Annotated in this window: 23 protein-coding genes; 12 read left to right on the forward strand and 11 right to left on the reverse strand. The window is 72.4% G+C overall.

Annotated features, from left to right (window positions below; translation table 11 throughout):
- Positions 1 to 63 precede the first annotated feature (63 nt).
- The 4 genes from K7B10_RS15545 to K7B10_RS15555 form a co-directional block, all read right to left on the reverse strand.
- The gene (locus K7B10_RS15545) at positions 64 to 1,797 is read right to left on the reverse strand and encodes an ABC transporter substrate-binding protein (RefSeq protein WP_229336615.1); all 1,734 of its coding nucleotides are present in this window, start codon (positions 1,795 to 1,797) and stop codon (positions 64 to 66) included.
- Between the two features lie 225 nt (positions 1,798 to 2,022).
- Positions 2,023 to 2,118, reverse strand: a complete 96-nt coding sequence (locus K7B10_RS41600) for an Ms4533A family Cys-rich leader peptide (protein ID WP_324617065.1) — start codon at positions 2,116 to 2,118, stop codon at positions 2,023 to 2,025.
- 69 nt (positions 2,119 to 2,187) lie between these two features.
- Positions 2,188 to 3,666, reverse strand: coding sequence for a DUF3152 domain-containing protein (locus tag K7B10_RS15550; RefSeq protein WP_229336616.1), 1,479 nt, complete (start codon positions 3,664 to 3,666; stop codon positions 2,188 to 2,190).
- A gap of 5 nt (positions 3,667 to 3,671) precedes the next feature.
- Entirely contained in the window at positions 3,672 to 4,688 is a 1,017-nt protein-coding gene (locus K7B10_RS15555; RefSeq protein WP_229336617.1) for an alpha/beta fold hydrolase, read from the reverse strand.
- Positions 4,689 to 4,850: 162 nt separating this feature from the next.
- Between K7B10_RS15555 and K7B10_RS15560 the strand changes: the two genes are divergently transcribed.
- The 4 genes from K7B10_RS15560 to K7B10_RS15575 all read left to right on the forward strand — a co-directional run bounded on the left by K7B10_RS15560 (position 4,851) and on the right by K7B10_RS15575 (position 6,675).
- A complete protein-coding gene (locus K7B10_RS15560; protein ID WP_229336618.1) occupies positions 4,851 to 5,066 on the forward strand; it encodes a hypothetical protein in 216 nt (71 codons plus the stop codon).
- Between the two features lie 137 nt (positions 5,067 to 5,203).
- Entirely contained in the window at positions 5,204 to 5,860 is a 657-nt protein-coding gene (locus tag K7B10_RS15565) for a TetR/AcrR family transcriptional regulator (RefSeq protein WP_030153469.1), read from the forward strand.
- A gap of 152 nt (positions 5,861 to 6,012) precedes the next feature.
- Complete coding sequence (locus tag K7B10_RS15570) at positions 6,013 to 6,240, forward strand: DUF3107 domain-containing protein (RefSeq protein ID WP_030868281.1); 228 nt, start codon at positions 6,013 to 6,015, stop codon at positions 6,238 to 6,240.
- 132 nt (positions 6,241 to 6,372) lie between these two features.
- The gene (locus tag K7B10_RS15575) at positions 6,373 to 6,675 is read left to right on the forward strand and encodes a hypothetical protein (RefSeq protein ID WP_030868282.1); all 303 of its coding nucleotides are present in this window, start codon (positions 6,373 to 6,375) and stop codon (positions 6,673 to 6,675) included.
- A 107-nt stretch (positions 6,676 to 6,782) separates the two neighbouring features.
- Here the strand turns inward: K7B10_RS15575 and K7B10_RS15580 are convergent, their stop codons facing one another.
- A complete protein-coding gene (locus K7B10_RS15580; RefSeq protein WP_229336619.1) occupies positions 6,783 to 7,541 on the reverse strand; it encodes a ferritin-like fold-containing protein in 759 nt (252 codons plus the stop codon).
- A gap of 305 nt (positions 7,542 to 7,846) precedes the next feature.
- On the opposite strand from K7B10_RS15580, the gene K7B10_RS15585 reads away from it, so the two are divergent.
- The 3 genes from K7B10_RS15585 (at position 7,847) to K7B10_RS15595 (ending at position 11,351) form a co-directional block, all read left to right on the forward strand.
- Positions 7,847 to 10,126, forward strand: coding sequence for a DEAD/DEAH box helicase (locus K7B10_RS15585; protein WP_229336620.1), 2,280 nt, complete (start codon positions 7,847 to 7,849; stop codon positions 10,124 to 10,126).
- A 118-nt stretch (positions 10,127 to 10,244) separates the two neighbouring features.
- Complete coding sequence (locus tag K7B10_RS15590; protein ID WP_229336621.1) at positions 10,245 to 11,102, forward strand: alpha/beta fold hydrolase; 858 nt, start codon at positions 10,245 to 10,247, stop codon at positions 11,100 to 11,102.
- A 96-nt stretch (positions 11,103 to 11,198) separates the two neighbouring features.
- On the forward strand, positions 11,199 to 11,351 hold the full coding sequence (locus tag K7B10_RS15595) for a DUF8834 family protein (protein WP_229336622.1): 153 nt from the start codon (positions 11,199 to 11,201) through the stop codon (positions 11,349 to 11,351).
- Positions 11,352 to 11,456: 105 nt separating this feature from the next.
- Here the strand turns inward: K7B10_RS15595 and K7B10_RS15600 are convergent, their stop codons facing one another.
- From K7B10_RS15600 to K7B10_RS15615, 4 genes are all read right to left on the reverse strand, one after another.
- Positions 11,457 to 12,062, reverse strand: a complete 606-nt coding sequence (locus tag K7B10_RS15600; protein ID WP_229336623.1) for a MarC family protein — start codon at positions 12,060 to 12,062, stop codon at positions 11,457 to 11,459.
- An 81-nt stretch (positions 12,063 to 12,143) separates the two neighbouring features.
- Complete coding sequence (locus K7B10_RS15605) at positions 12,144 to 13,010, reverse strand: PHP domain-containing protein (protein ID WP_229336624.1); 867 nt, start codon at positions 13,008 to 13,010, stop codon at positions 12,144 to 12,146.
- A 129-nt stretch (positions 13,011 to 13,139) separates the two neighbouring features.
- Positions 13,140 to 13,781, reverse strand: a complete 642-nt coding sequence (locus K7B10_RS15610) for a DUF6758 family protein (RefSeq protein WP_229336625.1) — start codon at positions 13,779 to 13,781, stop codon at positions 13,140 to 13,142.
- Positions 13,782 to 13,856: 75 nt separating this feature from the next.
- The gene (locus tag K7B10_RS15615) at positions 13,857 to 14,441 is read right to left on the reverse strand and encodes a suppressor of fused domain protein (RefSeq protein WP_229336626.1); all 585 of its coding nucleotides are present in this window, start codon (positions 14,439 to 14,441) and stop codon (positions 13,857 to 13,859) included.
- A 400-nt stretch (positions 14,442 to 14,841) separates the two neighbouring features.
- Here K7B10_RS15615 and K7B10_RS15620 point away from each other — a divergent pair, with 400 nt between their 5' ends.
- Complete coding sequence (locus K7B10_RS15620; RefSeq protein WP_229336627.1) at positions 14,842 to 15,957, forward strand: magnesium and cobalt transport protein CorA; 1,116 nt, start codon at positions 14,842 to 14,844, stop codon at positions 15,955 to 15,957.
- Between the two features lie 32 nt (positions 15,958 to 15,989).
- The gene (locus K7B10_RS15625; protein ID WP_229336628.1) at positions 15,990 to 16,505 is read left to right on the forward strand and encodes a hypothetical protein; all 516 of its coding nucleotides are present in this window, start codon (positions 15,990 to 15,992) and stop codon (positions 16,503 to 16,505) included.
- A 72-nt stretch (positions 16,506 to 16,577) separates the two neighbouring features.
- Here the strand turns inward: K7B10_RS15625 and K7B10_RS15630 are convergent, their stop codons facing one another.
- Positions 16,578 to 17,375 (reverse strand): hypothetical protein, encoded by a 798-nt coding sequence (locus K7B10_RS15630; RefSeq protein WP_229336629.1) that lies wholly within the window; start codon positions 17,373 to 17,375, stop codon positions 16,578 to 16,580.
- 193 nt (positions 17,376 to 17,568) lie between these two features.
- On the opposite strand from K7B10_RS15630, the gene K7B10_RS15635 reads away from it, so the two are divergent.
- The 3 genes from K7B10_RS15635 to K7B10_RS15645 all read left to right on the forward strand — a co-directional run bounded on the left by K7B10_RS15635 (position 17,569) and on the right by K7B10_RS15645 (position 20,729).
- On the forward strand, positions 17,569 to 18,840 hold the full coding sequence (locus K7B10_RS15635; RefSeq protein WP_229336630.1) for a magnesium transporter MgtE N-terminal domain-containing protein: 1,272 nt from the start codon (positions 17,569 to 17,571) through the stop codon (positions 18,838 to 18,840).
- A gap of 133 nt (positions 18,841 to 18,973) precedes the next feature.
- Positions 18,974 to 19,525: a DUF1003 domain-containing protein gene (locus tag K7B10_RS15640; protein ID WP_229345088.1), complete on the forward strand. Its 552-nt coding sequence runs from the start codon at positions 18,974 to 18,976 to the stop codon at positions 19,523 to 19,525.
- Between the two features lie 88 nt (positions 19,526 to 19,613).
- Entirely contained in the window at positions 19,614 to 20,729 is a 1,116-nt protein-coding gene (locus K7B10_RS15645) for an Mrp/NBP35 family ATP-binding protein (protein WP_229345090.1), read from the forward strand.
- 56 nt (positions 20,730 to 20,785) lie between these two features.
- Here the strand turns inward: K7B10_RS15645 and K7B10_RS15650 are convergent.
- A partial coding sequence (locus tag K7B10_RS15650) for a hypothetical protein (RefSeq protein ID WP_229336631.1) occupies positions 20,786 to 21,432 on the reverse strand: 647 nt, incomplete at its 5' end.

Here is a 21,432-nt window from a genome sequence, read left to right on the forward strand (position 1 = left end):
CGCCCGCGCCCGGGGCGGGGGCCCCGGGCGCGGGCGGCGCGGCAGGCTGCTGCAGGGTGACGGTCACTTGACGGAGACCTGCGAGATGTCGAGGACGCCGGTCCAGTCGCTGATGACGACGTTCTTGACGTCCTTGCCCACCAGCCGCTTGTAGACCGGGTGGAAGAGCGGCACGTCGAGGGCCTGCTCACCGATCTTCTTGTCGAGCGCGCCCCAGCGCTTGCCCGCCTCGGCGAGGTCGGTCAGCTTGGCGATCTCGTCGATCTCGGCGTTGACGGCCGGGTCGTTCAGCTGGGCGTGGTTGTAGTTGGTGCCGTTGGTGACGATCTGCCGGCCGTCGAAGATCGGCGCGAGGAAGGGGCCGCCGGAGGGCCAGTCGGCGCCCCAGCGGGAGAGGAAGAAGCCGGGGGTGTTCTTGACGTCCCAGCGCTTCTCGTTGAAGGCGTTGTTCTCCAGGCCCTCCAGCTTGACGGTGATCCCGGCGGCGGCGAGCGCCTGCTGCACGGCGGTCGCGACCTCGGGGCTGGTCTGCCGGTTCTGCGCGGTGGAGTGCGTCAGGGTGATGCTCAGCCCGTCCGGGAAGCCGGCTTCCTTCAGCAGTTCCTTGGCCTTGGCCGGGTCGCCCGCCTTCCCGGCCGGGAAGTGGTCGTACGGGGTGTGGCCGAAGGCCTTCTGCTCGGGCAGGAAGGTGGTGGCCGGCTCGGCGAGGGCGGAGCCGCCGGCCGCGTTGATCACGCTGGTGCGGTTGATCGCGTACGAGATGGCCTGGCGCACCTTCGGGTTGTCGAAGGGGGCCACCTTCGGGTTGAAGGCGAGGTAGTTGACGTAGCCGAAGTGCCCGGTGCCGACGCGTCCCTCCAGCTCCTTGTTGCTGCCGATCTGCGCGAGCTCGGCGGGTCCGAGGTTGGTATCCGTGGTGATCGCGGCCGCGTCGGCGCCCGAACTGGTGGACAGCCGCTGGTTGATGACCGCCGCGTCCAGCCCGGAGCGGACGTCGATGCGGTCCGGGTAGGCCTTGCGCTCCTCGTCGGTCTTGGGGTCCCACTTCTCGTTGCGCTCGAGGGTGAGGTGCTCGCCGTCGTTCTCGTTCTTGACGACCTTGTACGGGCCGGAGGAGACGGGGTGCTCCTCGTACTTCACCCCGGTGTCCTTGGCCTTGGGAACGGGCGCGAACTGCGTCTGGGTCGCCACGAAGGGGAACTCACCCTCGGGCTTGCGCAGTTTGAAGGTGATCGTCTTCGCGTCGGGCACGAGGATCGAGTCGAGCCCCTTGCCGCCGTCCTTGTACGGACCCTCGTAGCCCTCCCCGCCGACCAGCCAGTCCCGCAGGTACGGGGCGCCGCCCGACAGCTCGGCGGCGAAGGACCGCTCGATGCCGTACTTGATGTCGGCGGTGGTGATCGGGGTGCCGTCCTCGTACGTCAGCCCGTCCTTGAGCGTGTACGTCCACTCGGTGGCGTCGGCGTTGGGCCTGCCGGTGTCGGTGGCCAGGTCGGGCACGACCTTGGTGCCGGCGGCGCCGTCCTCGCGGTTGCGGGTGGTGAGCGTCCGGAAGACCAGCGAGGGGACGTTGCCGCCGCCGGAGGTGTAGAGGCGGGCCGGGTCGAAGTCGCTCTGCGGCTCGGAGTTGAGGACGGTCAGGGTGCCGCCCTTGCGGGGGGCGCCGCCGGCTGAGCCGGACGTGGCGCCGGACTGGTCCGCCGCGTCCTTGGGTCCGCAGGCCGCGGCGCCCCCGGCCAGGACGAGGCTGACGGCGACCGCGGCCACGCGGCGCGATGTCTGGGACTGACGGAGCATGGGAAAAGGGACCTCTCGGCGTGAATCGTGGATCGCCCGGCTTCAGGAACCGAACAAAAGGGGAGAAAGGCCACGCGAGGGGCAGCGGTCAGCAGTCGGAAACCGGCAGCGGCCCATACGTGGCCGCATGCGGGTGGAACGAGAAAGCCGCACCTGCGGGCATGGATGCACCCGGGCGCGGCGAAGGAAGGGAGAAGGAGAAGTCGCGGCGCGATCGGGCGGGCGTCAGCGACAGAGGATGTCGGCCACGCTGTGCGCGGTCACACCGAGCAGCGCCAGCTCAATGGCGGCGCTCGCGATGGTGGTGTGGCGGTGCGACATGCGGAGAACAATTACCGATCATCGGACAAGTGTCAACGCGATATCCCGCCGTTCACCATCTCCCGCCCGTCAATTCCCGGGAAACACCCAGGGGTTGGGCTTGCACTGAATTCCGCCGATGTTGAGGGACTTCGTCTGCTGCTGCATGATCGGCGCGAGCGCGCCCGGGGTCTGGCAGTTCACGTGGCCGTGCCCGAGCCGGTGGCCGACCTCGTGGTTGATGAGCATCTGCCGGTACGCGAACATCTGGTCCCCACCGTACGTCGTCGATCCCTGCGCCCAGCGGAACGCGTTGATCATGACCCGGTCCGTGGAGGCGGAGTCGCAGCTGACGTTGTCGACGGTGGTGTCCAGATCGGACTTGGCGCACCACACGCCGGTGGTGCCGGGGCTGGCCAGCGTGATGACGAAGTCCGCCTCGCCGCCCGGCACCCGCTCGAAGGTCTTCGTCCCCCCGTGGCCCCAGCTGCGGTCGTCGTTGAGGGTGCGGTGGACGGCCTCGGCGAACAGCTGCGCGTCCAGGCCGAGCCCCTGCTCGACGTCGACCCGGTAGCGGATCTTCTTGCCCTTGCCGGGCGCCGGCGCCACCCCGGGGACGGTGTCGAAGGTGCCCGGCCCCTTCAGCTTCTCGTCGATGGGGAACTGCTGGGCCATCTTCTGCTCGTACGACAGCTCCACCGCGGGCGCGGCCGGGGCGGCGGGCGCCGCCGGGGTCGCCCGGCCGTCGGAGCGGGAGGCGGCGGACGTGCCGGGATCGGCGCGCTTCTGGGTGCCGCCGGCGGAACTCGCGGTGGGCGAGGAACCGCTGTCGCCGTCGGAAGCCATCTGTACGGCCACGACGACGGCGAGCGCGGTGGTGACGGCCGCGACGGCCATCCCGGTGTAGGTACGGGCCTTCCGCCCGCGCCCGGGGCCGGGCGGCTCCTCGGCGGGAGCGGCGGGCTCGGCCGGCACGAGCGGTTCCGCCGGCACCGCGGGTGCGGCCGGGGTCGCGACCGGGGCGGCCATCGGCGCGCGCGGCCCCGGCACCCGCAGGGACGGGCCGGCGGAGGTCAGGGGGGCGGTGGCGGGCTGCGGGAGGGTCACCTGCGGGAAGCCGACCGCAGGGGTGCCGAAGGCCGGGGGGTCGCCGTCCGGCACGGCGGCGGCCGGCGCGGCGGCGGCCGGCGCGGCGGGCTCGGACCGGCGTGCCCGCGGTACGCCGTGCCAGTCCCCGTACACCGCGTCGGACCCCGCGCCCCAGGCGCCGCCCGGCTCGCGCTGCTCGGGGTGGCCGCCGCGCGGCTCCTCGTACGCGGGGTACCCGCCTGAGGGCCACTGCTCCTCGAACGGCCGGTGCTCCTCGTACGGCCGGTACTCGGCCGCGGCGCCGCGCTGCCCCTCGTACGGGCGGCGCTCCTCGAAGACGGACCGCTCCTCGTACGGGGCCCGCTCCGCGTACGGCGACGGCTCCTCGTACGGGGCCGCCTCGGGTGCCGCCTGCGGCGCGGGCGCCGGACGGACGGGAGCGGGGACCGGAGCGGGCCCCTTGCGACTATGTCGTCCCACGGTCCTCAGCCTCTGCCGTCTTCGGTATCTCGGATGCCGGGCGCGTCCCGCGTGTCGGGCGCGTCCGGGTCGGTGTCGTACAGCAGCTCCCGGACGGCCTGCGCCACGACCCCGGGGTACTCCATCATCGCCACGTGCCCGGCCTCGGGCAGGGTCAGCAGGCGCGAACCCCGGAAGGCGGCCGCCGCCTTCCGCGCCATACGGTACGAGACCAGCTGGTCCCGGCCGCCGTAGACGAGCAGCGTCGGGGCGAGCACACGCTGCGCCTGGCGCCACAGTCCGTGCTGCCCGCCGAGGGTGTACGCGTCGACGATGCCGCGCGAGGAGCGGGCCATCGCGTCCCAGAAGTACGGCAGGGCCATCCGCCGCTCCATCTCCGCGACGGCGTGCGCGAAGCCCTCCGGTGTCACCCGGGAGGGGTCCCCGTAGCAGAGGGCCGTCACCCCGCGGGTGCGTTCCTCGGCGCTCAGCCCGCGGGTGAGCCGGCCGACCAGAGGCCCCATCCCGGGCACGGCGAGCAGTGCGGTGGGGACGGCCGACTTCTGCACGCGCAGCTCGGGCAGTGCGGGCGAGACCAGCGTCAGCGTGCGCACCAGGTCGGGGCGGACGGCCGCGACGCGGGTGGAGACGGCTCCGCCGAGGGAGTTCCCGAAGAGGTGGACGGGACCGCGGCCGGCGGCGTCGAGGTGCCGGATGACGGCGCGGGCCAGCGCCGTGACCGAGTAGTCGCGGTCCGCGGGCGGCGGGGACCAGCCGAAGCCGGGCAGGTCGAGCGCCTCGCCGTCGACGCTGTCCTCCAGCTGTGCCATGAGGTCCGTCCAGTTCGTCGACGAACCGCCGAGTCCGTGGACGAACAGCGCGGGCGGCAGACCCGTGCGCAGCGGGGGCCGGGACCGGACGGCGAGCTCCAGTCCGGGCAGCACCGCGAGGCGCAGATGCTCCCCCTCGGCGACGTGGACGGCTCCCACCTGGGAGAACGCTTCGGATGCGGATCGCACACCCGGCAGCTCGGTCGAAGACATGGCGCCAATGTTACGAGACGATCACGTCCGGACTCTTGTGTTCGGCATCACAGATGCATGGGGGTCCGCGTAGCGGGGTATCCGCGATCCTCCTACGCTCATAGATGAGGCAGGCCACACATGCGGCAGGCCCACGAGGGGCGAGGGAAGAAGGGGAGCCACATGACCGTCGACCCCGCAGAGCCGGAGACCTTCCAGGAGCGCGTCCCGGAGACCCTCGACCCCGAGGCGCCCGAGGCCGATGCGGCGGAACAGCTGGCCGAGTTGCAGCCGGACGACGACGACCGGGTCACCGGGGTGGACCGCGACGAGGCCGCGGACGGGGATGCCGCCGAGCAGGCGCGGGTGGTGACCCTGGACGAGGACGACTACCGCTGACCAGCGTCTCCGGGCAGTCCGTACACGGTCCGCACAGCGAGAAAACTCGGCTTGGACCCTACAGATTCGGTTACCGAAAAGTACGATGGCCGCGCGGCGCAGAGCGCACTGTGTTCTTAGAGAAAGTGGGAGGCGGCGTGACAGCCATCGAGCAGACGGAGGCAGCGCGTCCCCGGGGCACGCGACTGCCGCGCCGAGCCCGGCGCAACCAGCTGCTGGGCGCGGCCCAGGAGGTCTTCGTCGCGCAGGGTTACCACGCGGCGGCGATGGACGACATCGCGGAGCGGGCCGGCGTCAGCAAGCCCGTGCTGTACCAGCACTTCCCGGGCAAGCTCGACCTCTACCTGGCGCTGCTGGACCAGCACTGCGAGGCCCTGCTGCTCGCCGTGCGCACGGCGCTCGCGTCGACGACGGACAACAAGCTGCGCGTGGCCGCGACCATGGACGCCTACTTCGCGTACGTGGAGGACGAGGGCGGCGCCTTCCGCCTGGTCTTCGAGTCCGACCTGACGAACGAGCCCGCGGTGCGCGAGCGCGTCGACCGCGTCTCGCTCCAGTGCGCCGAGGCCATTTCCGACGTCATCGCCGAGGACACCGGCCTGTCCAAGGACGAGTCGATGCTGCTGGCCGTGGGCCTGGGCGGGGTCTCGCAGGTCGTGGCCCGGTACTGGCTCTCCAGCGAGAGCCCGGTCGCCCGCGACACCGCGGTGGGCCTGCTGACCTCGCTGGCCTGGCGCGGCATCGCCGGCTTCCCGCTGCACGGCACGGAGGGCGGCCAGGCCCCGCAGGCCTGACCGGGAGCCGGGGCGGCCGCCCGGCGGCTGCCAGGCCCGATGTTCGCTGCGAGCGTGTCCGGAGCGCCGCATCCGGGTCCCCTCTCCGGGCTAATGTGGACCGGGTACGGCGCGGCTGATCGCGCACAACCGACCATCGGAGGGACAAAGCCGTGGAGGTCAAGATCGGCGTGCAGCACGCACCCCGGGAGATCGTGCTGGAGAGCGACTTGAGCGCCGAGGAGCTGGAGCGCATCGTCACCGCCGCGCTGACCGGTTCGGAGCCGCTGCTGAGCCTCACCGACAACAAGGGCCGCAAGGTCCTGGTGCCGGCCGACCGCCTGTCGTACATCGACCTGGGCGAGCCGAGCGTGCGCAAGGTCGGTTTCGGCGCGCTCTGACGCATCGCGACCGGCATTCGGCAGAACTGGGTGAAACGGCCCGGTGGTTGATTCCACCGGGCCGTTTCCCTTTCCTCCGCTTCGGGTAGGACCGCAGTGAACCGGTTTGCCCCTGACCCGCGGGAGACGCCCATGCTGCTGTTGGAAGCGCTCGGCTCCGCCCTCCTGGGCCTCGCCCTTGCCGGAGCGGCCCTGCGAGTGCTGGCCCTGCGGCTGCCGTCCCCGAGGACGGTGCTGGTCAGCGGGGTCCTGGGGGCCCTGTTCGGGGCGTACCTGACACAGTTCGCGCTCGGTCCGGGACACAACACGCTCTTCGCGACCCTGGTCGGCTCGGTGCTCGTCTCCGCGGTGGTGCTGTCACTGCTGCTGCGCCCCGGCGCGGGACCCCGGCGCTCATCGCGCCGGACTCCGTTTTCGCTCCCGTCCCAGGGCTGAACGGCCTCCGGCCGACCTGATCCGGATCCGTCCTCACTCCGTCACCTCGTACGCCGGCCCCGGCGCGGGAGTCCGCGCCGGGGCCGGCGTACGAGCGGGTGGGACGATCAGGCGGCGAGGCCCAGTGCGGCCATGCGCTTGGTGTGCGCCTTGGTGATCCGGGTGAACATCTCGCCGACGGCCGCCAGGTCGAAGCCGGCCGCCATCCCGTCCACGCCGCCCACCAGCATCGTGGAGAGCGCGTCGCGCTCGGCGACCACGCGCTGCGCCTGCGAGAGCGCCTCGCCCATCAGCCGGCGGGCCCACAGCGCGAGCCGGCCGCCGCAGCGCGGATCGGCCTCGATGGCGGCGCGCACCTTCTCGACGGCGAAGCCGCCGTGGCCCGTGTCGTCGAGCACGCTCACGACGAGGGCGCGGGTGTCGCTGTCCAGGTGGGTGGCGACCTCGCGGTAGAAGTCGCTGGCGATGGAGTCGCCGACGTAGGCCTTGACCAGGCCCTCCAGCCAGTCCGAGGGCGCGGTCTGGCGGTGGAAGTCGTCGACGCCCTTGGCGAAGGGCTCCATGGCCGCGGTGGGCTCGGCGTCGATCGCCGCGAGGCGGTCGCGCAGCCGCTCGAAGTGGTGGAACTCCGCGGAGGCCATCTTCGCGAGCTCGGCCTTGTCGTCGAGGGTGGGCGCGAGCTTCGCGTCCTCCGCGAGGCGCTCGAAGGCCGCGAGCTCTCCGTACGCGAGCGCTCCCAGCAGGTCCACGACGGCTGCCCGGTACTGCGGCGAGGCGGAGGCGGTCGCCCAGTCCTGGGCGGCGATCCCGGTCTCCCCGGCGCCGGCGCTGTCGTCGGAGGGCGATGCGTTTTCAACGGTCGACATGCTCCGCACAATAGCCCGCCGGAACCCCGCCACAGGTACCGCATCGGGTCACCGCTGGTCTGGCCAAACGCGACTACCAGGTGAATTCACCCGACACACCTGCGCGATTCCGGGGTACAGTGGTAATGCGCCTGCCGGATACTCGGCGGGCCATCCGAATGAGGATGCCCGGTCGGTGGCCCGATCGGCTCCACCCGACCGCCCTCGGCGTGACGCGTACGTCCATGCGTACCGCGTCTCCACGAGGGGCCCCCTCAGCGGCACAAGCGCTTGAGCGAAGGCCAGTGGTCCCGCGCAGCTTCGTAATGGCTCTTCCGTTCTCCGGAAGGGCGCAGTACTGCAAGCCAGGCACGGTACGACCCCCCTCGCCGCCTCGCGCCGCGTCTCACAGAAGAGGCAGCACCCTGACTACGTTCCGAGACCTCGGGATCCTTCCCGAGACGGCCGAAGCCCTTGAGGCCGTCGGCATTGTGTCCCCCTTCCCGATCCAGGAGATGACCCTCCCCGTCGCCCTTTCCGGCACGGACGTCATCGGCCAGGCCAAGACCGGAACCGGCAAGACGCTCGGTTTCGGCCTTCCACTGCTGGAGCGGGTCATCGTCCCCGCGGACGTCGAGGCGGGCCGGGCGACGCCCGAGCAGCTCACCGACGCCCCGCAGGCCCTCGTCGTCGTCCCGACGCGCGAGCTGTGCACCCAGGTCACCAACGACCTGCTGACCGCGGGCAAGGTCCGCAACGTCCGCGTCCTCGCCATATACGGCGGCCGCGCGTACGAGCCCCAGGTCGAGGCGCTCAAGAAGGGCGTCGACGTGATCGTCGGCACCCCGGGCCGCCTGCTCGACCTGGCCGGCCAGCGCAAGCTCGACCTGTCGCACGTCAAGGCCCTCGTCCTGGACGAGGCCGACGAGATGCTCGACCTGGGCTTCCTGCCCGACGTCGAGAAGATCATCAACTACCTCCCGGCCAAGCGTCAGACGATGCTGTTCTCGGCGACCATGCCGGGCGCGGTCATCGGCCTGGCCCGCCGGTACATGACGCAGCCGACGCACATCCGCGCCACCTCGCCCGAGGGCGAGGGCGTCACCGTCGCCAACATCAAGCAGCACGTCTTCCGTGCGCACAACATGGACAAGCCGGAGCTCGTCTCCCGCATCCTGCAGGCCGAGGGCCGCGGGCTGGCCATGATCTTCTGCCGTACGAAGCGCACGGCGGCCGACATCGCCGAGCAGCTGGAGAAGCGCGGCTTCGCCTCCGGCGCCGTCCACGGCGACCTGGGCCAGGGCGCGCGCGAGCAGGCGCTGCGCGCGTTCCGCAACGGCAAGGTCGACGTGCTGGTGTGCACCGACGTCGCCGCGCGCGGCATCGACGTCGAGGGCGTCACGCACGTCATCAACTACCAGACGCCGGAAGACGAGAAGACCTTCCTGCACCGCGTGGGCCGTACCGGCCGCGCGGGCAACAAGGGCACGGCCGTCACCCTGGTCGACTGGGACGACATCCCTCGCTGGCAGCTGATCAACAAGGCGCTGGAGCTGGACTTCCACGAGCCGGTCGAGACGTACTCCACGTCTGCACACCTGTTCGAGGAGCTGCACATCCCGGCCGGCACCAAGGGCATCCTGCCGCGCGCCGAGCGCGTGCGGGCCGGCCTGAAGGCCGAGGAGCTCGAGGACCTGGGAGAGACCGGCGGCCGCGGTGGCCGTGGCGGTCGAGGTGACCGCGGTCCGGCCGCCGCCGCCGCGGCCCCGGTCGAGGAGCGTGCCGCCCGTACGCGCACCCCGCGCCAGCGCCGCCGTACGCGCGGTGGCAGCGAGCTCGCCGGCGAGGCCGCCGCCCTGACGCCGGTGGCCGAGGCCCCCGAGGCTCCGGCCGGCGACGAGGCGCGCAAGCCGCGCCGCCGCCGGACGCGTTCGGTGACGACGGCCGCCGCCGTGGCCGCCGCCGTGGCCGAGCAGGCCCCGGTCACCCCGGTCGTGGAGGCCGCCCCCGTCGTGGAGGCCGCGCCCGTCGCCGTCGCCCCGGTCGCCGAGGCTCCGGCCGAGGAGGCCCCGGTCAAGGCCCGCCGCACCCGCACCCGCAAGGTTGCGCAGGCCCCGGTCTTCGCGGAGCCGGAGTTCGTGCAGGCCCCGTCGGCGGAGCCCGTCCAGGCCGAGCCCGTCAAGGCCGAGCCGGTCCGGGCCCGCCGGGTCCCGACCCAGAAGCCGGTCCTGGCCCAGGTGACCCCGATCGCCGAGGCTCCGGCCGCGGAGGTGGTCACGGCCCGCCGGACCCGTACCCGCAAGGTCGTCGACGCGGCCCCGGAGCCGGACTTCCAGGTGGCCCCGCCCGTGGAGCCCCCGGTGAAGGCCCGTCGCAGCGCCCCGACCACCCGGACCCGCAAGGTCGCGGCGGCCGCTCCGGTCGCCGAGACCGTTGCGGTGGCCGAGGAGGCGGCGGTCAAGCCGAAGCGCACCCGGACCCGCAAGGCCGCCGCAGCCGTCGTCGAGGCTCCGGCCGCGGCGGTGGCCGAGGAGGCCCCCGCGAAGCCGAAGCGCACGCGGACCCGCAAGGCCGTCGCTCCCGTCGCGGAGACCACGGAGGCCTGATCCCCGCTGCGCCGTCCGGTGGCCCGGTCCCCTTCCGAGGGGGCCGGGCCACCGGCGTGTCCGCGCCGTGCACACCGCCCCTACGCGCCGGTAACCCCGGGCCGGTAGCCTCTGGCCCATGAGCAAGCCGCCCCGCCTCACGCTGCCGTCCGGTGCCCGCGCACACCTCCTGTCCACCGCCCGCGGAGAATTCGCCGTGCACGAGGCCGGCGAGCCGGTCCGCGGCACCGCCCTGCTGGTCCCCGGGTTCACGGGCAGCAAGGAGGACTTCATCGGCCTCCTGGAGCCCCTGGCCGCCGCCGGCTACCGGGTGGTCGCGGTCGACGGGCGCGGGCAGCACGAGAGCCCCGGCCCGCGCGAGGAGTCCGCGTACGCGCTGGAGGAGCTGGCGCAGGACGTGCTCGCCCAGGCCGCCGCCGTGGGCGGGGGTCCGGTCCACCTGGTCGGCCACTCGCTGGGCGGGCTGATCTCGCGGGCCGCCGTACTGCGCGACGCGGCTCCCTTCGCCTCCCTGACCCTGATGAGCAGCGGGCCGGCCGCGATCGCCGAGGACCAGCAGGAGCGTACGAAGCTGCTGGTCGCGGCGTTGGAGGCGATGCGGGACGACATGCCGGGCGTGTGGACGGCGATGCGGTCCTTCGATCCCGAGGACACGGTGCCCGACGCCCCCGAGCTCGCGGACTTCCTGCGCGAGCGGTGGCTGGCCACGGTGCCGGAGCAGCTGATCGCCACGGGCCGGATCCTGGTCTCCGAGCCGGACCGGGTGGACGAGCTCAGCTCGGTGGAGCTGCCGAAGCTGGTGCTGTCCGGCGAGGTCGACTACGCGTGGCCGGTCCCGCTGATGGACGAGATGACACGGCGGCTGGGTGCGGCCCGGGTGGTCGTGGGGGGTGCCGAGCACTCCCCCAATGCGGAGAATCCGCAGGTCACTGCGGGTGCACTGGCCTCGTTCTGGGATGCCCGCCCACGAGGTTAGTTAGCAAGTCAAAAAATTTCCTTAGCGTAGGGAATGTTTTCCTCTTACACTTCGTTGGAACAGTGCAAGGAGAACACTGACGAAGGGAGAAGCCCCATGCGCTTCGAGATTCTGCGCCTGGACGATGTCGACGGATCCGCCGTGGACAGCACCGTCGTGGACGCGGCCTCCGTCAACCGGATCGTGCAGCAGGCGGCCGCCGTAGGCCAGCGCATTCTGATCCGACCGGCCGAGAGCACGTCCTCCTGACGCCTCCGCGAAACAACGTCGAACGCCCCCGCACCGGATCGGTGCGGGGGCGTTCGCGTACGCGGGAACGGGCCGGGCGGCGGTCGGGAACGGGCCGGGCGGCGGTCAGGCCGAGTGGATGACCTGCAGCACGCCGTTGATGATCTGCTGGACGGCGATCGCGGAGAGCATCATGCCGGCGAGGCGCGTCACGAGGACGACACCGCCGTCCTTGATGACCCTGATGATCACCAGCGAGTAGCGCATGGCGGTCCACAGCACGAGGTGCATGGCGACGATCGCCAGCCAGACCGAGACCTGCGCGGCGACCCCGTCCGCCTTCTGCACCGCGAGGATGACGGACACGATCGCACCGGGACCGGCGAGCAGCGGCATGCCGAGCGGCACGAGCGCGACGTTCACGTCCTTGGTCTGCTTGGGCTCGTCGTTCTTGCCGGTGAGCAGGTCGAGCGCGATGAGCAGGAGCAGCAGACCGCCCGCGATCATCAGCGCGGGGACGGAGACGTGCAGGTAGTCCAGGATCTGCTGGCCGCAGATGCCGAAGACCGCGATGACGCCGAAGGCCACGCAGACGGCCTGCCAGGCCATGCGGCGCTGCACCTTGGCGGGTCGGCCCGAGGTCAGGGCGAGGAAGATCGGCGTGATCCCCGGGGGGTCCATAATCACAAAAAGCGTGAGAAATAGGGATCCGAAGACGGCGAAGTCAAACACAGTGATGCCTTGCAGGAGAGAGGGGTGTTTCGAAGAAAAGAAGAAAGGGCTCATCGGCGCGCGTGCGCGCCGGTCGGCGCGTTACGCGCCGGTCGCTCCGCCGGCGCCCGGGACGGGGAAGGCCCCCGTCGCGCGGCGCGTGATCTCGCCGTAGATCTCGGGGTCGGTCGTGTACTCCCCGAGGCGGCACGTCTTGCGGCTGCCGTGGTAGTCGCTGGATCCGGTCACGAGGAGCCCGAGCTCGCCGGCCAGGGCGCGCAGCCGCCCGCGCGTCTCGCTGTCGTGGTCCATGTGGTCCACCTCGATCCCGTCCAGCCCCGCGGACGCGAGCTCGGCTATCGCGGACTCGGGGACGCACCGGCCGCGCTTGACGGCGGCGGGGTGGGCGAAGACGGTGACCCCGCCGGCCGCCTTGACCAGGCGGATGGCGTCGAAGGGGTCGAGCTCGTGCTTCTCGGCGTGCGCGCGGCCGCCGTCGGCGATCCAGTCCGGCGTGAACGCGTCGGACACGGTGGGGACGACGCCCAGCTCGACGAGCGCGGTGGCGATGTGCGGCCGCCCGACGGAGCCGTTGCCGGCGATCCGGGACACCTGCTCCCAGGTGACGTCGACGCCGAGCTCCCGCAGTTTGCCGATCATGGCGTGGGCGCGCGGGGTGCGGTCGTCGCGGACGAGCTCCCGCTCGCGCGCGAGCTCGGGCTCCTCGGGGTCGAAGAGGTACGCGAGCAGGTGCATCCCGATGCCGTCGATCCGGCAGGACAGCTCCATGCCGGTGACGAGGGTGAGCCCCTGCGGCACCGCGGCGAGGGCTTCGGCGTATCCCCGGACGGTGTCGTGGTCGGTCAGCGCGACCACGTCCAGCCCGGCGGCGGCCGCATTGCGGACCAGCTCGGCGGGGGTGTCGGTCCCGTCGGAGGCCGTGGAGTGGGCGTGCAGATCGATGCGCACGGCCGGTGCTCCAGGGGTCTCGCGGGTACGGGGGGACACCCCAGGATAACGCCCGCCCGCCGCCCGGGCGCCACGCCGCGGGCGCCCGGCCCCTGCGCGGGCCCCGCGCGGACTCCCGCGGACCGGCTCCTACGGGCCGAGGACGCGCGGGCTCAGCGCACCGCACGGCAGCAGTTCGACCTCGGCGCCCGCGTCCCGCAGGTCCGTCAGCACCAGTTCGTCGTACATCAGCAGGCCCGACTGCTCCGGCCAGACGACGGCCCACAGCCACAGCCCGCGGGCCTCGCCCGCGAACACGGCCCGGTCGTCCGGGGCTCCCTTCACGTGCCACAGCGGTGTCGGGCGGCCCGCCGCGACGACCTTGACGTGCGGCGGCGTCGAGACGTCGATGTACGGGCCGGGGTCGGGTCCGTCGATCCCCGCGTACCGCGAGCCCAGCCCGACTCCCAACTCCTCCGCCACCAGCAGCAGCTCGCCGATCCCGCCGAGCGGTCCGGGACCCGAGCAGGCCACCGCCGTCGCCCGGCCCCCGCTGCGGTCGTCACCGGCCGCCGCCACCCCGGTGAACAGCCATCCCACCGGCAGCGGCCACGGCATCCACACCGGCACCTTCGCCCGGTTCACCACCACGCCCAGGCCTTCGACGCTCGGCGGGATGACGGGCTGCAGGGGGTGCACCGTGCCATGCACCACGCACTGCCACGAGTCGGAGAAGAGTCCGGGCGCCCTGACCCGGCCACCGCACTTCGGGCATGTCGGTTCGCCCCTCATAAGAAGCCACGCTCCTCCCCGCCCGGCGCCCCGTCAAGACACGATCACCCGTCCGGATGCCCCGGTCCGCGTGTCTCAGTCCAGCGGCACCGCGCTGCGATGAGGATCCCGCAGATCCGTGCCGTGCGACAGCCAGCGTTCCTGGAGGGCCGCCGCGCCGTGCACCCGCTTCCACGCCGCCTCGTTCGCCGTCATCGGCAGCAGCGGGAGGAAGTGCACCGGGTCCATGGGGGCGTCGAGTTCGAGGTCCTCCACCAGCCCGCCGGGCTCCGCGACGAGCACGGAGGTGAACGGTGCCCCGCCCCACAGCGGCGCGCCCACGTCGAGCGAGGCGCCGGGGGCCACGACCAGCCCCTCCACCTGCGGCGCGGCGCCCAGCACCGCGAGCGGCCGCAGCAGCTCGTCGGTGGGCGCGAGTCCCGCCCGTACGGTCAGCACGAGCTCGGCGCGCGGTCCGCGCAGCGGGTCGGCGACCACGACGGTCGGGTCGGCCATGGGATGCGCGGACATGCCGAGGGTCGCGTACCGCACGAGGTCCCCCTCGGCGAAGCGGAGCACTTCGATGCGGTCGGTGCCGAGGAAGGTGACCGCGGCGCGGGCGTCGGGTTCGCCCAGCGCGCTGCGCAGCCGGGCTTCGACGAGAGCCAGAATTTGTGCCATGCCGCGAGCATAGAACTCGTATGAGGCGGGTAAAGGGCGGGTCTTGACCATCCGTCGGCTGATAATGTTGACCGCTGGTCGGGGCCACACTCTTGAAGAGCTGTTTCGGGGCAGCCGACGACAGGACGTCCTCCACGGAGGACCGGCCGGAGGAGGTGGGGCTGCAATGGATCGAAGTCGATCGTGCAGTACCAACCGCTCTTCCACTCCCTGTACGGGCATCACGGACACGTTTCCGCCCGTTTGATCATCTGATCAGTAGAAGAGCGACGGCGGAACTCTGTCCTCCCGTCCTGTTCCTTCCGTCCGCCCCGGGCCCTGCCGGCCTGCCGCGGCCGTGCCATCCGGAAGGGACCTCCCACCCGTACGGTCCGCAGCCGTGCGTGCGAAGGAGCCTGCCATGTCGATGCTGCCCTACCTGCGTGCCGCCGTACGTCCGGCCCTGCGCAGGTCCACCCCGTCCCAGCCCGGCTACGACACCACCCGCGACCCGTCCGCGAGCAGCGCGGTCGTCGACTGCGCCGTGTACCGCGACGGCCGACGCGCTCTGGGATCGGCCTGTCTGACCCCCCGTGAGGCGATGGCCCGGGTGCGGGAGAGCGGAGGGTTCGCCTGGATCGGCCTGCACGAGCCGACCGAGGCCGAGTTCGCGGGGATCGCCGCCACGTTCGGCCTGCACCCGCTCGCCGTGGAGGACGCGGTGCACGCGCACCAGCGGCCGAAGCTGGAGCGCTACGACGACACGCTCTTCACCGTCTTCAAGACGATCCACTACGTGGAGCACGCCGAACTGACCGCCACCAGCGAGGTGGTGGAGACCGGCGAGGTGATGTGTTTCACCGGCCCCGACTTCGTCATCACGGTCCGGCACGGCGGCCAGGGCTCCCTGCGCTCCCTGCGCCACCGCCTCCAGGACGACCCCGAACTGCTCACCAAGGGCCCCTCGGCCGTGCTGCACTCCATCGCCGACCACGTCGTCGACGGGTACATCGCCGTCGCGGCGGCCGTCCAGGACGACATCGACGAGGTGGAGAACGCGGTCTTCGCCGCGCCCGCCAAGGGCGGTGCGCGCGGCGGTGACGCGGGCCGCATCTACCAGCTCAAGCGCGAGGTGCTGGAGTTCAAGCGGGCCGTCTCCCCGCTGCTGCGGCCGATGGAGCTGCTGAGCGAGCGTCCGATGCGGCTGGTGGACCCCGACATCCAGAAGTACTTCCGCGACGTCGCCGACCACCTGGCACGCGTCCACGAGCAGGTCATCGGCTTCGACGAGCTGCTGAACTCGATCCTCCAGGCCAACCTCGCGCAGGCGACGGTCGCCCAGAACGAGGACATGCGCAAGATCACCTCGTGGGCGGCGATCATCGCCGTCCCGACGATGATCTGCGGGGTCTACGGCATGAACTTCGAGCACATGCCCGAGCTCCACTGGCGCTACGGCTACCCGATGGTGATGGCCGCGATCGCCGGATCCTGCTTCACCATCCACCGCGCGCTGCGCCGCCACGGCTGGCTCTAGCCGCTCGGGGGGTACCCCCTACTCTGTTGCGCATGACTCTCAGCGCGCTCGACCTGGCCCTCGTCGAGGAGGCCACCAAGAAGTCCGGCCTGATCTGGGTCCGCGGCTCCGGGGCCGACCGGGCCCTGTGGCACGCCTGGGTCGACGGCGCCGCCCACGTACTGGGCGACGGGCCCGGGGAGCAGCCGTTCCCGGGGCTCGCGGACGGCGCGGCCGCCGAGGTGACCGTGCGCAGCAAGGACAAGGGCGGCCGGCTGGTCGCCTGGACGGCGGCCGTACGGGAGCTCGCGCCCCGCAGCGAGCAGTGGCAGGCGGCGGTGGCCGAGCTGAAGGGGAAGCGGCTGAACGCGCCCGACTCGGAGCAGATGACGGAGCGGTGGGCGCGCGAGTGCCGGCTGCTGCGGCTGGAGCCGGTGGCGGCCTCCACGGACCTGCCCTGCGGATCGCTGGCCGCGACCCCGCTGGGCTCGCCGGCGGTCACCCGCGGGCCCGTCCCGGCCGGGCTGCCGAAGCTGCTGCTCAAGCGGAAGAAGGCGGCCCGCTCGTAGGAGGCGGCCCCCTGGAGGGTGTCCGGCGGACACCCCCTGGCGGGCCCCGCGCCCGCGGGTCCGCCCGTACCGCTACTTCGTCGGGTCCGAGCCCTGCCCGGTGCCCTTGCTCGGGCGCGGCGACGGGCCGGAGCCCCCGCCCGACTCCTTCGTCGTCGGCATCTGGGTGCCGTAGTCGACGGTCTGGTCCTGCGCGGGCGCCTCCAGCGGGAAGGCCTTGCCCCACTCCGCGAGCTCGACCTGACCGGCCCCGCCGGCCCGCTCCAGGCGCAGCGGGTACGGGGTCCCCTCCAGGGAGACCGACAGCTTGCCGCCCTTGCCCTTGCCGGCAGTGACCTGGACCGCACGGGTCTGTCCGACCTTGGTGTAGTCGGCCTCCTTGGCGAGCTTGCCGTCGAGTCCCAGCAGCCCGTCGAGCAGCACGTGCATGTCGGTGAACCCGCGGAACTGCTTGTACGTGGGGTCGCCCTCGGGCACCTTCACGTACTTGTCGCCGAGCTTGCCGGCCGAGTCGGACTTCCCCCAGAAGGCGGCGCTCGCCTTGAGGTAGAGCTGCTCCCCCACCCGCAGCACCTGGAAGGTGTCCTCCTGCGATTTCACCTCGCCGGAGCCGCCGTCCTTCTTCAGCCGCATGTCGATCGAGAAGGACTTGCCGCCGCTGACGAGCGTGCCGGACAGGTGCACCGAGTCGGCGGCGCCGGCCGCGGCCTTCGCCTTGTCCTCGATCTGGTCGGCGGAGAGCTTGCCGACCCCGTTGGTGCCCTCGTCCGGGTCCGCGCCGCAGCCCGTGCCGGCGACGGCCAGGCCCGCGAACAGGACACCGGCGAAGGCCGCCCGGCGCAGCCGAACGGCGGGGAGGTGGGCGGTCACGGGCAGGTACCTCTCGTCGTGCGTGTCGTCGTGCGTCGTGGAGCAGCAGGCAGCGTACCCGCCCGTAGCCACCGCGCCCGGAGGGTGGTCCGCCCGTACCCACGGGCGGCCGCCCCACCAGGACGGTCTCCCGGGGCACGGGCTAGCCTGAGGGGCGGCAGGACTGAGGACCGACGCTCTAGGAGGCGCTCGCATGGCTGGTGGCGCCCCGCGGATCTTCGTCTCGCATCTGTCGGGTGTGCCCGTCTTCGACCCCAACGGCGACCAGGTCGGCCGCGTCCGCGACCTCGTCGCGATGCTGCGCGTCGGCGGGCGTCCGCCGCGGCTGCTGGGCCTGGTGGTCGAGGTGGTCAGCCGGCGCCGGATCTTCCTCCCGATGACCCGGGTGACGGGCGTGGAGTCCGGACAGGTCATCACCACCGGGGTCGTCAACATGCGGCGCTTCGAGCAGCGGCCCACCGAGCGCCTGGTCCTCGGCGAACTGCTGGACCGCCGGGTGACGCTGGGCGCCACCGGCGAGGAGGTCACCGTCCTCGACGTGGCGATCCAGCAGCTGCCGGCCCGCCGCGACTGGGAGATCGACCGGATCTTCGTGCGCAAGGGCAAGAGCGGCGCGCTGCGCCGGCGCGGCGAGACCCTGACCGTGGAGTGGTCGGCGGTGACCGGCTTCTCGCTGGAGGAGGAGGGCCAGGGCGCCGAGAACCTGGTGGCCACCTTCGAGCAGATGCGCCCGGCCGACGTGGCGAACGTCCTGCACCACCTGACCCCGAAGCGGCGCGCCGAGGTGGCCAGCGCCCTCGACGACGACCGTCTCGCGGACGTCATGGAGGAGCTGCCCGAGGACGAGCAGGTGGAGATCCTCGGCAAGCTGAAGGAGGAGCGCGCCGCGGACGTCCTGGAGGCGATGGACCCGGACGACGCGGCCGACCTGCTCTCGGAGCTCCCGGAGGACGACAAGGAGCGGCTGCTGACGCTGATGCAGCCGGACGACGCGGCCGACGTGCGCCGCCTGCTGTCGTACGAGGAGAACACCGCGGGCGGTCTGATGACGACGGAGCCGATCGTGCTCAGGCCCGACGCGACGGTCGCCGACGCGCTCGCCCGCGTACGGCAGGCGGACCTGTCGCCGGCGCTGGCCGCGCAGGTGTACGTGTGCCGGCCGCCGGACGAGACGCCGACGGGCAAGTACCTGGGCACCGTGCACTTCCAGCGGCTGCTGCGGGACCCCCCGTTCACCCTGGTGAGCTCGATCGTGGACACGGACCTGCCGCCGCTGCGTCCGGACGCCTCGCTGCCCCAGGTGACGACCCATCTCGCCGCGTACAACATGGTGGCGGTGCCGGTGGTGGACGAGAGCGGATCGCTGCTGGGCGCGGTGACCGTGGACGACGTACTGGACCACCTGCTGCCGGACGACTGGCGGGAGACGGACTTCCACTCCGAGGAGGTCTCCAGTGGGCAGTGAAAGACGGGGGGAGCCGTCGCGCGAACGGCGCCGCGAGCAGATCCGCGTACGGCGCGAGCTGGCGCGCGAGCACGCCCGGGAGTACGCGCGCGAGCAGGGGCTCACGGGCCGGGAGGAGGAGTCCGCCGAGCGGCTGCGGTCCAAGGCGACCGCTTCCTCGACCGGGTCGACCGCGCTGAGCCGCTCGCCGCGGGTGCGCCTGGACCAGCCCCGGCCGGACCGGCGGCGGCTGCTTCCGGTGTACGACCCGGAGGCCTTCGGGCGGCTGTCGGAGCGGGTGGCGCGCTTCCTCGGCACGGGCCGGTTCATCGTCTACATGACGCTGGTCATCATCGTCTGGGTGCTGTGGAACATCTTCGCGCCCACGCACCTGCGCTTCGACCAGTACCCGTTCATCTTCCTGACGCTGATGCTGTCGCTGCAGGCCTCGTACGCGGCCCCGCTGATCCTGCTCGCCCAGAACCGGCAGGACGACCGCGACCGGGTCAACCTGGAGCAGGACCGCAAGCAGAACGAGCGCTCCATCGCCGACACCGAGTACCTGACCCGGGAGATCGCGGCCCTGCGGATGGGCCTGGGCGAGGTCGCGACCCGCGACTGGATCCGGTCGGAGTTCCAGGACCTGATCAAGGAGATGGACGAGCGGCGGCTATTCCCGGCGGAGAGTGACGAAGGCGACCGCTAGCGCCCTTTCCTGCGGCAGGCTACCGAGCCGTACCATCGGGGACATGGCTACCGACACAAGCTCCGCCGCCGTGCCTGAGCAGGACGCGATCCTCGACGCGCTGGCGACGGTGAACGACCCCGAGATCCACCGGCCGATCACCGAGCTCGGCATGGTCAAATCGGTGGAGATCGGCGACGGCGGCGAGGTCGCGGTCACGGTCTACCTGACGGTGTCGGGCTGCCCCATGCGCGAGACGATCACCAAGAACGTCACCGAGGCCGTCGAGCGCGTCCCGGGCGTCACCTCGGTCGCGGTCACGCTGGACGTGATGAGCGACGAGCAGCGCAAGGACCTGGCGGCGACGCTGCGCGGCGGGACCGCCGAGCGCGAGGTCCCGTTCGCCAAGCCGGGCTCGCTGACCCGCGTCTACGCGGTGGCGTCCGGCAAGGGCGGCGTCGGCAAGTCCTCGGTGACGGTGAACCTGGCCGCGGCGATGGCCGCGGACGGTCTGAAGGTCGGCGTCGTCGACGCGGACATCTACGGCCACAGCGTGCCGCGCATGCTGGGCGTGGAGGGCCGCCCGACCCAGGTCGAGAACATGATCATGCCGCCGTCGGCCAACGGCGTGAAGGTCATCTCCATCGGCATGTTCACCCCCGGCAACGCGCCGGTGGTGTGGCGCGGTCCGATGCTCCACCGCGCACTGCAGCAGTTCCTGGCGGACGTGTTCTGGGGCGACCTGGACGTGCTCCTGCTGGACCTGCCGCCGGGGACGGGCGACATCGCGATCTCGGTGGCCCAGCTGGTGCCGAACGCGGAGATCCTGGTCGTGACCACGCCCCAGCAGGCCGCGGCCGAGGTCGCGGAGCGGGCCGGCTCGATCGCCGTGCAGACGCACCAGAAGATCGTCGGCGTCGTCGAGAACATGTCCGGGCTGCCGTGCCCGCACTGCGACGAGATGGTCGACGTGTTCGGCTCGGGCGGTGGCCAGAAGGTCGCCGACGGCCTGACGAAGACGGTCGGCGCGACGGTGCCGGTGCTCGGCTCGATCCCGATCGACGTACGGCTGCGCGAGGGCGGCGACGAGGGCAAGCCGGTCGTCCTGTCGGACCCGGACTCCCCGGCCGGCGCGGCGCTGCGCTCCATCGCGGGCAAGCTCGGCGGCCGCGCCCGCGGCCTGGCCGGCATGTCGCTGGGCATCACCCCGCGCAACAAGTTCTGAGCGTCCTGCACGGGTAGGGGCACCGCCGGCCGGCGGTGCCCCTACCCGTACCCGGGTCACTCGTAGGCGGCCAGATCCGCGATCACCGAGAAGCCCAGCCCGTACGCGCTCATGCCCCGGCCGTACGCGCCCACGTGGACGCCGCCGGGCGTCGAACCGGCCAGGACCCAGCCGAACTCCGACTCGCGGTAGTGGAAGGTCGTCGGCTCCCCGTCGACCGGGAGCGACAGCGTCGACCAGTCCGGACCCGCGAGGTCGTCGGCGAGCTCCCACGCCGCCTCGGTCTGCTGGTCGAGCCAGTCGTCGCGCAGGGTGTGGTCCATCTGCCCCGGCCAGCTGTACGCCAGCAGCCCCGAGCCGGCCAGCCAGGCCGCCGAGGAGACCGAGGTGGCCTCCAGGACGCCGGTGCCGTCGCTGCTGCGGCGCAGCGGGTTGCTCGCGACGGTGACGACCACCGCGAAGCGCTCCTTCTCGCCGGTGGCGAGCTCTCCGCGCGCGGACGGCTCGTCGCCGTGTCCGGTGGAACCGTGCTCGACGGTGCCGTCGGCCCCGGTGCCCACCTGCATGAGCCAGCGCGGGCCGGTGAAGGCCCCGTCCAGCCCGTACCAGGGGAAGTCGGCCCGCAGGTACCCCTCCGCCGTCCGGCGGGCCGCCGGGACGGGCGCGGCGGCCTCCCCGGCCTGCGCGGGGGCCGGCTGCGGGG

The organism is Streptomyces flavotricini, assembly GCF_020639365.1.
Lineage (GTDB): Bacteria > Actinomycetota > Actinomycetes > Streptomycetales > Streptomycetaceae > Streptomyces > Streptomyces flavotricini.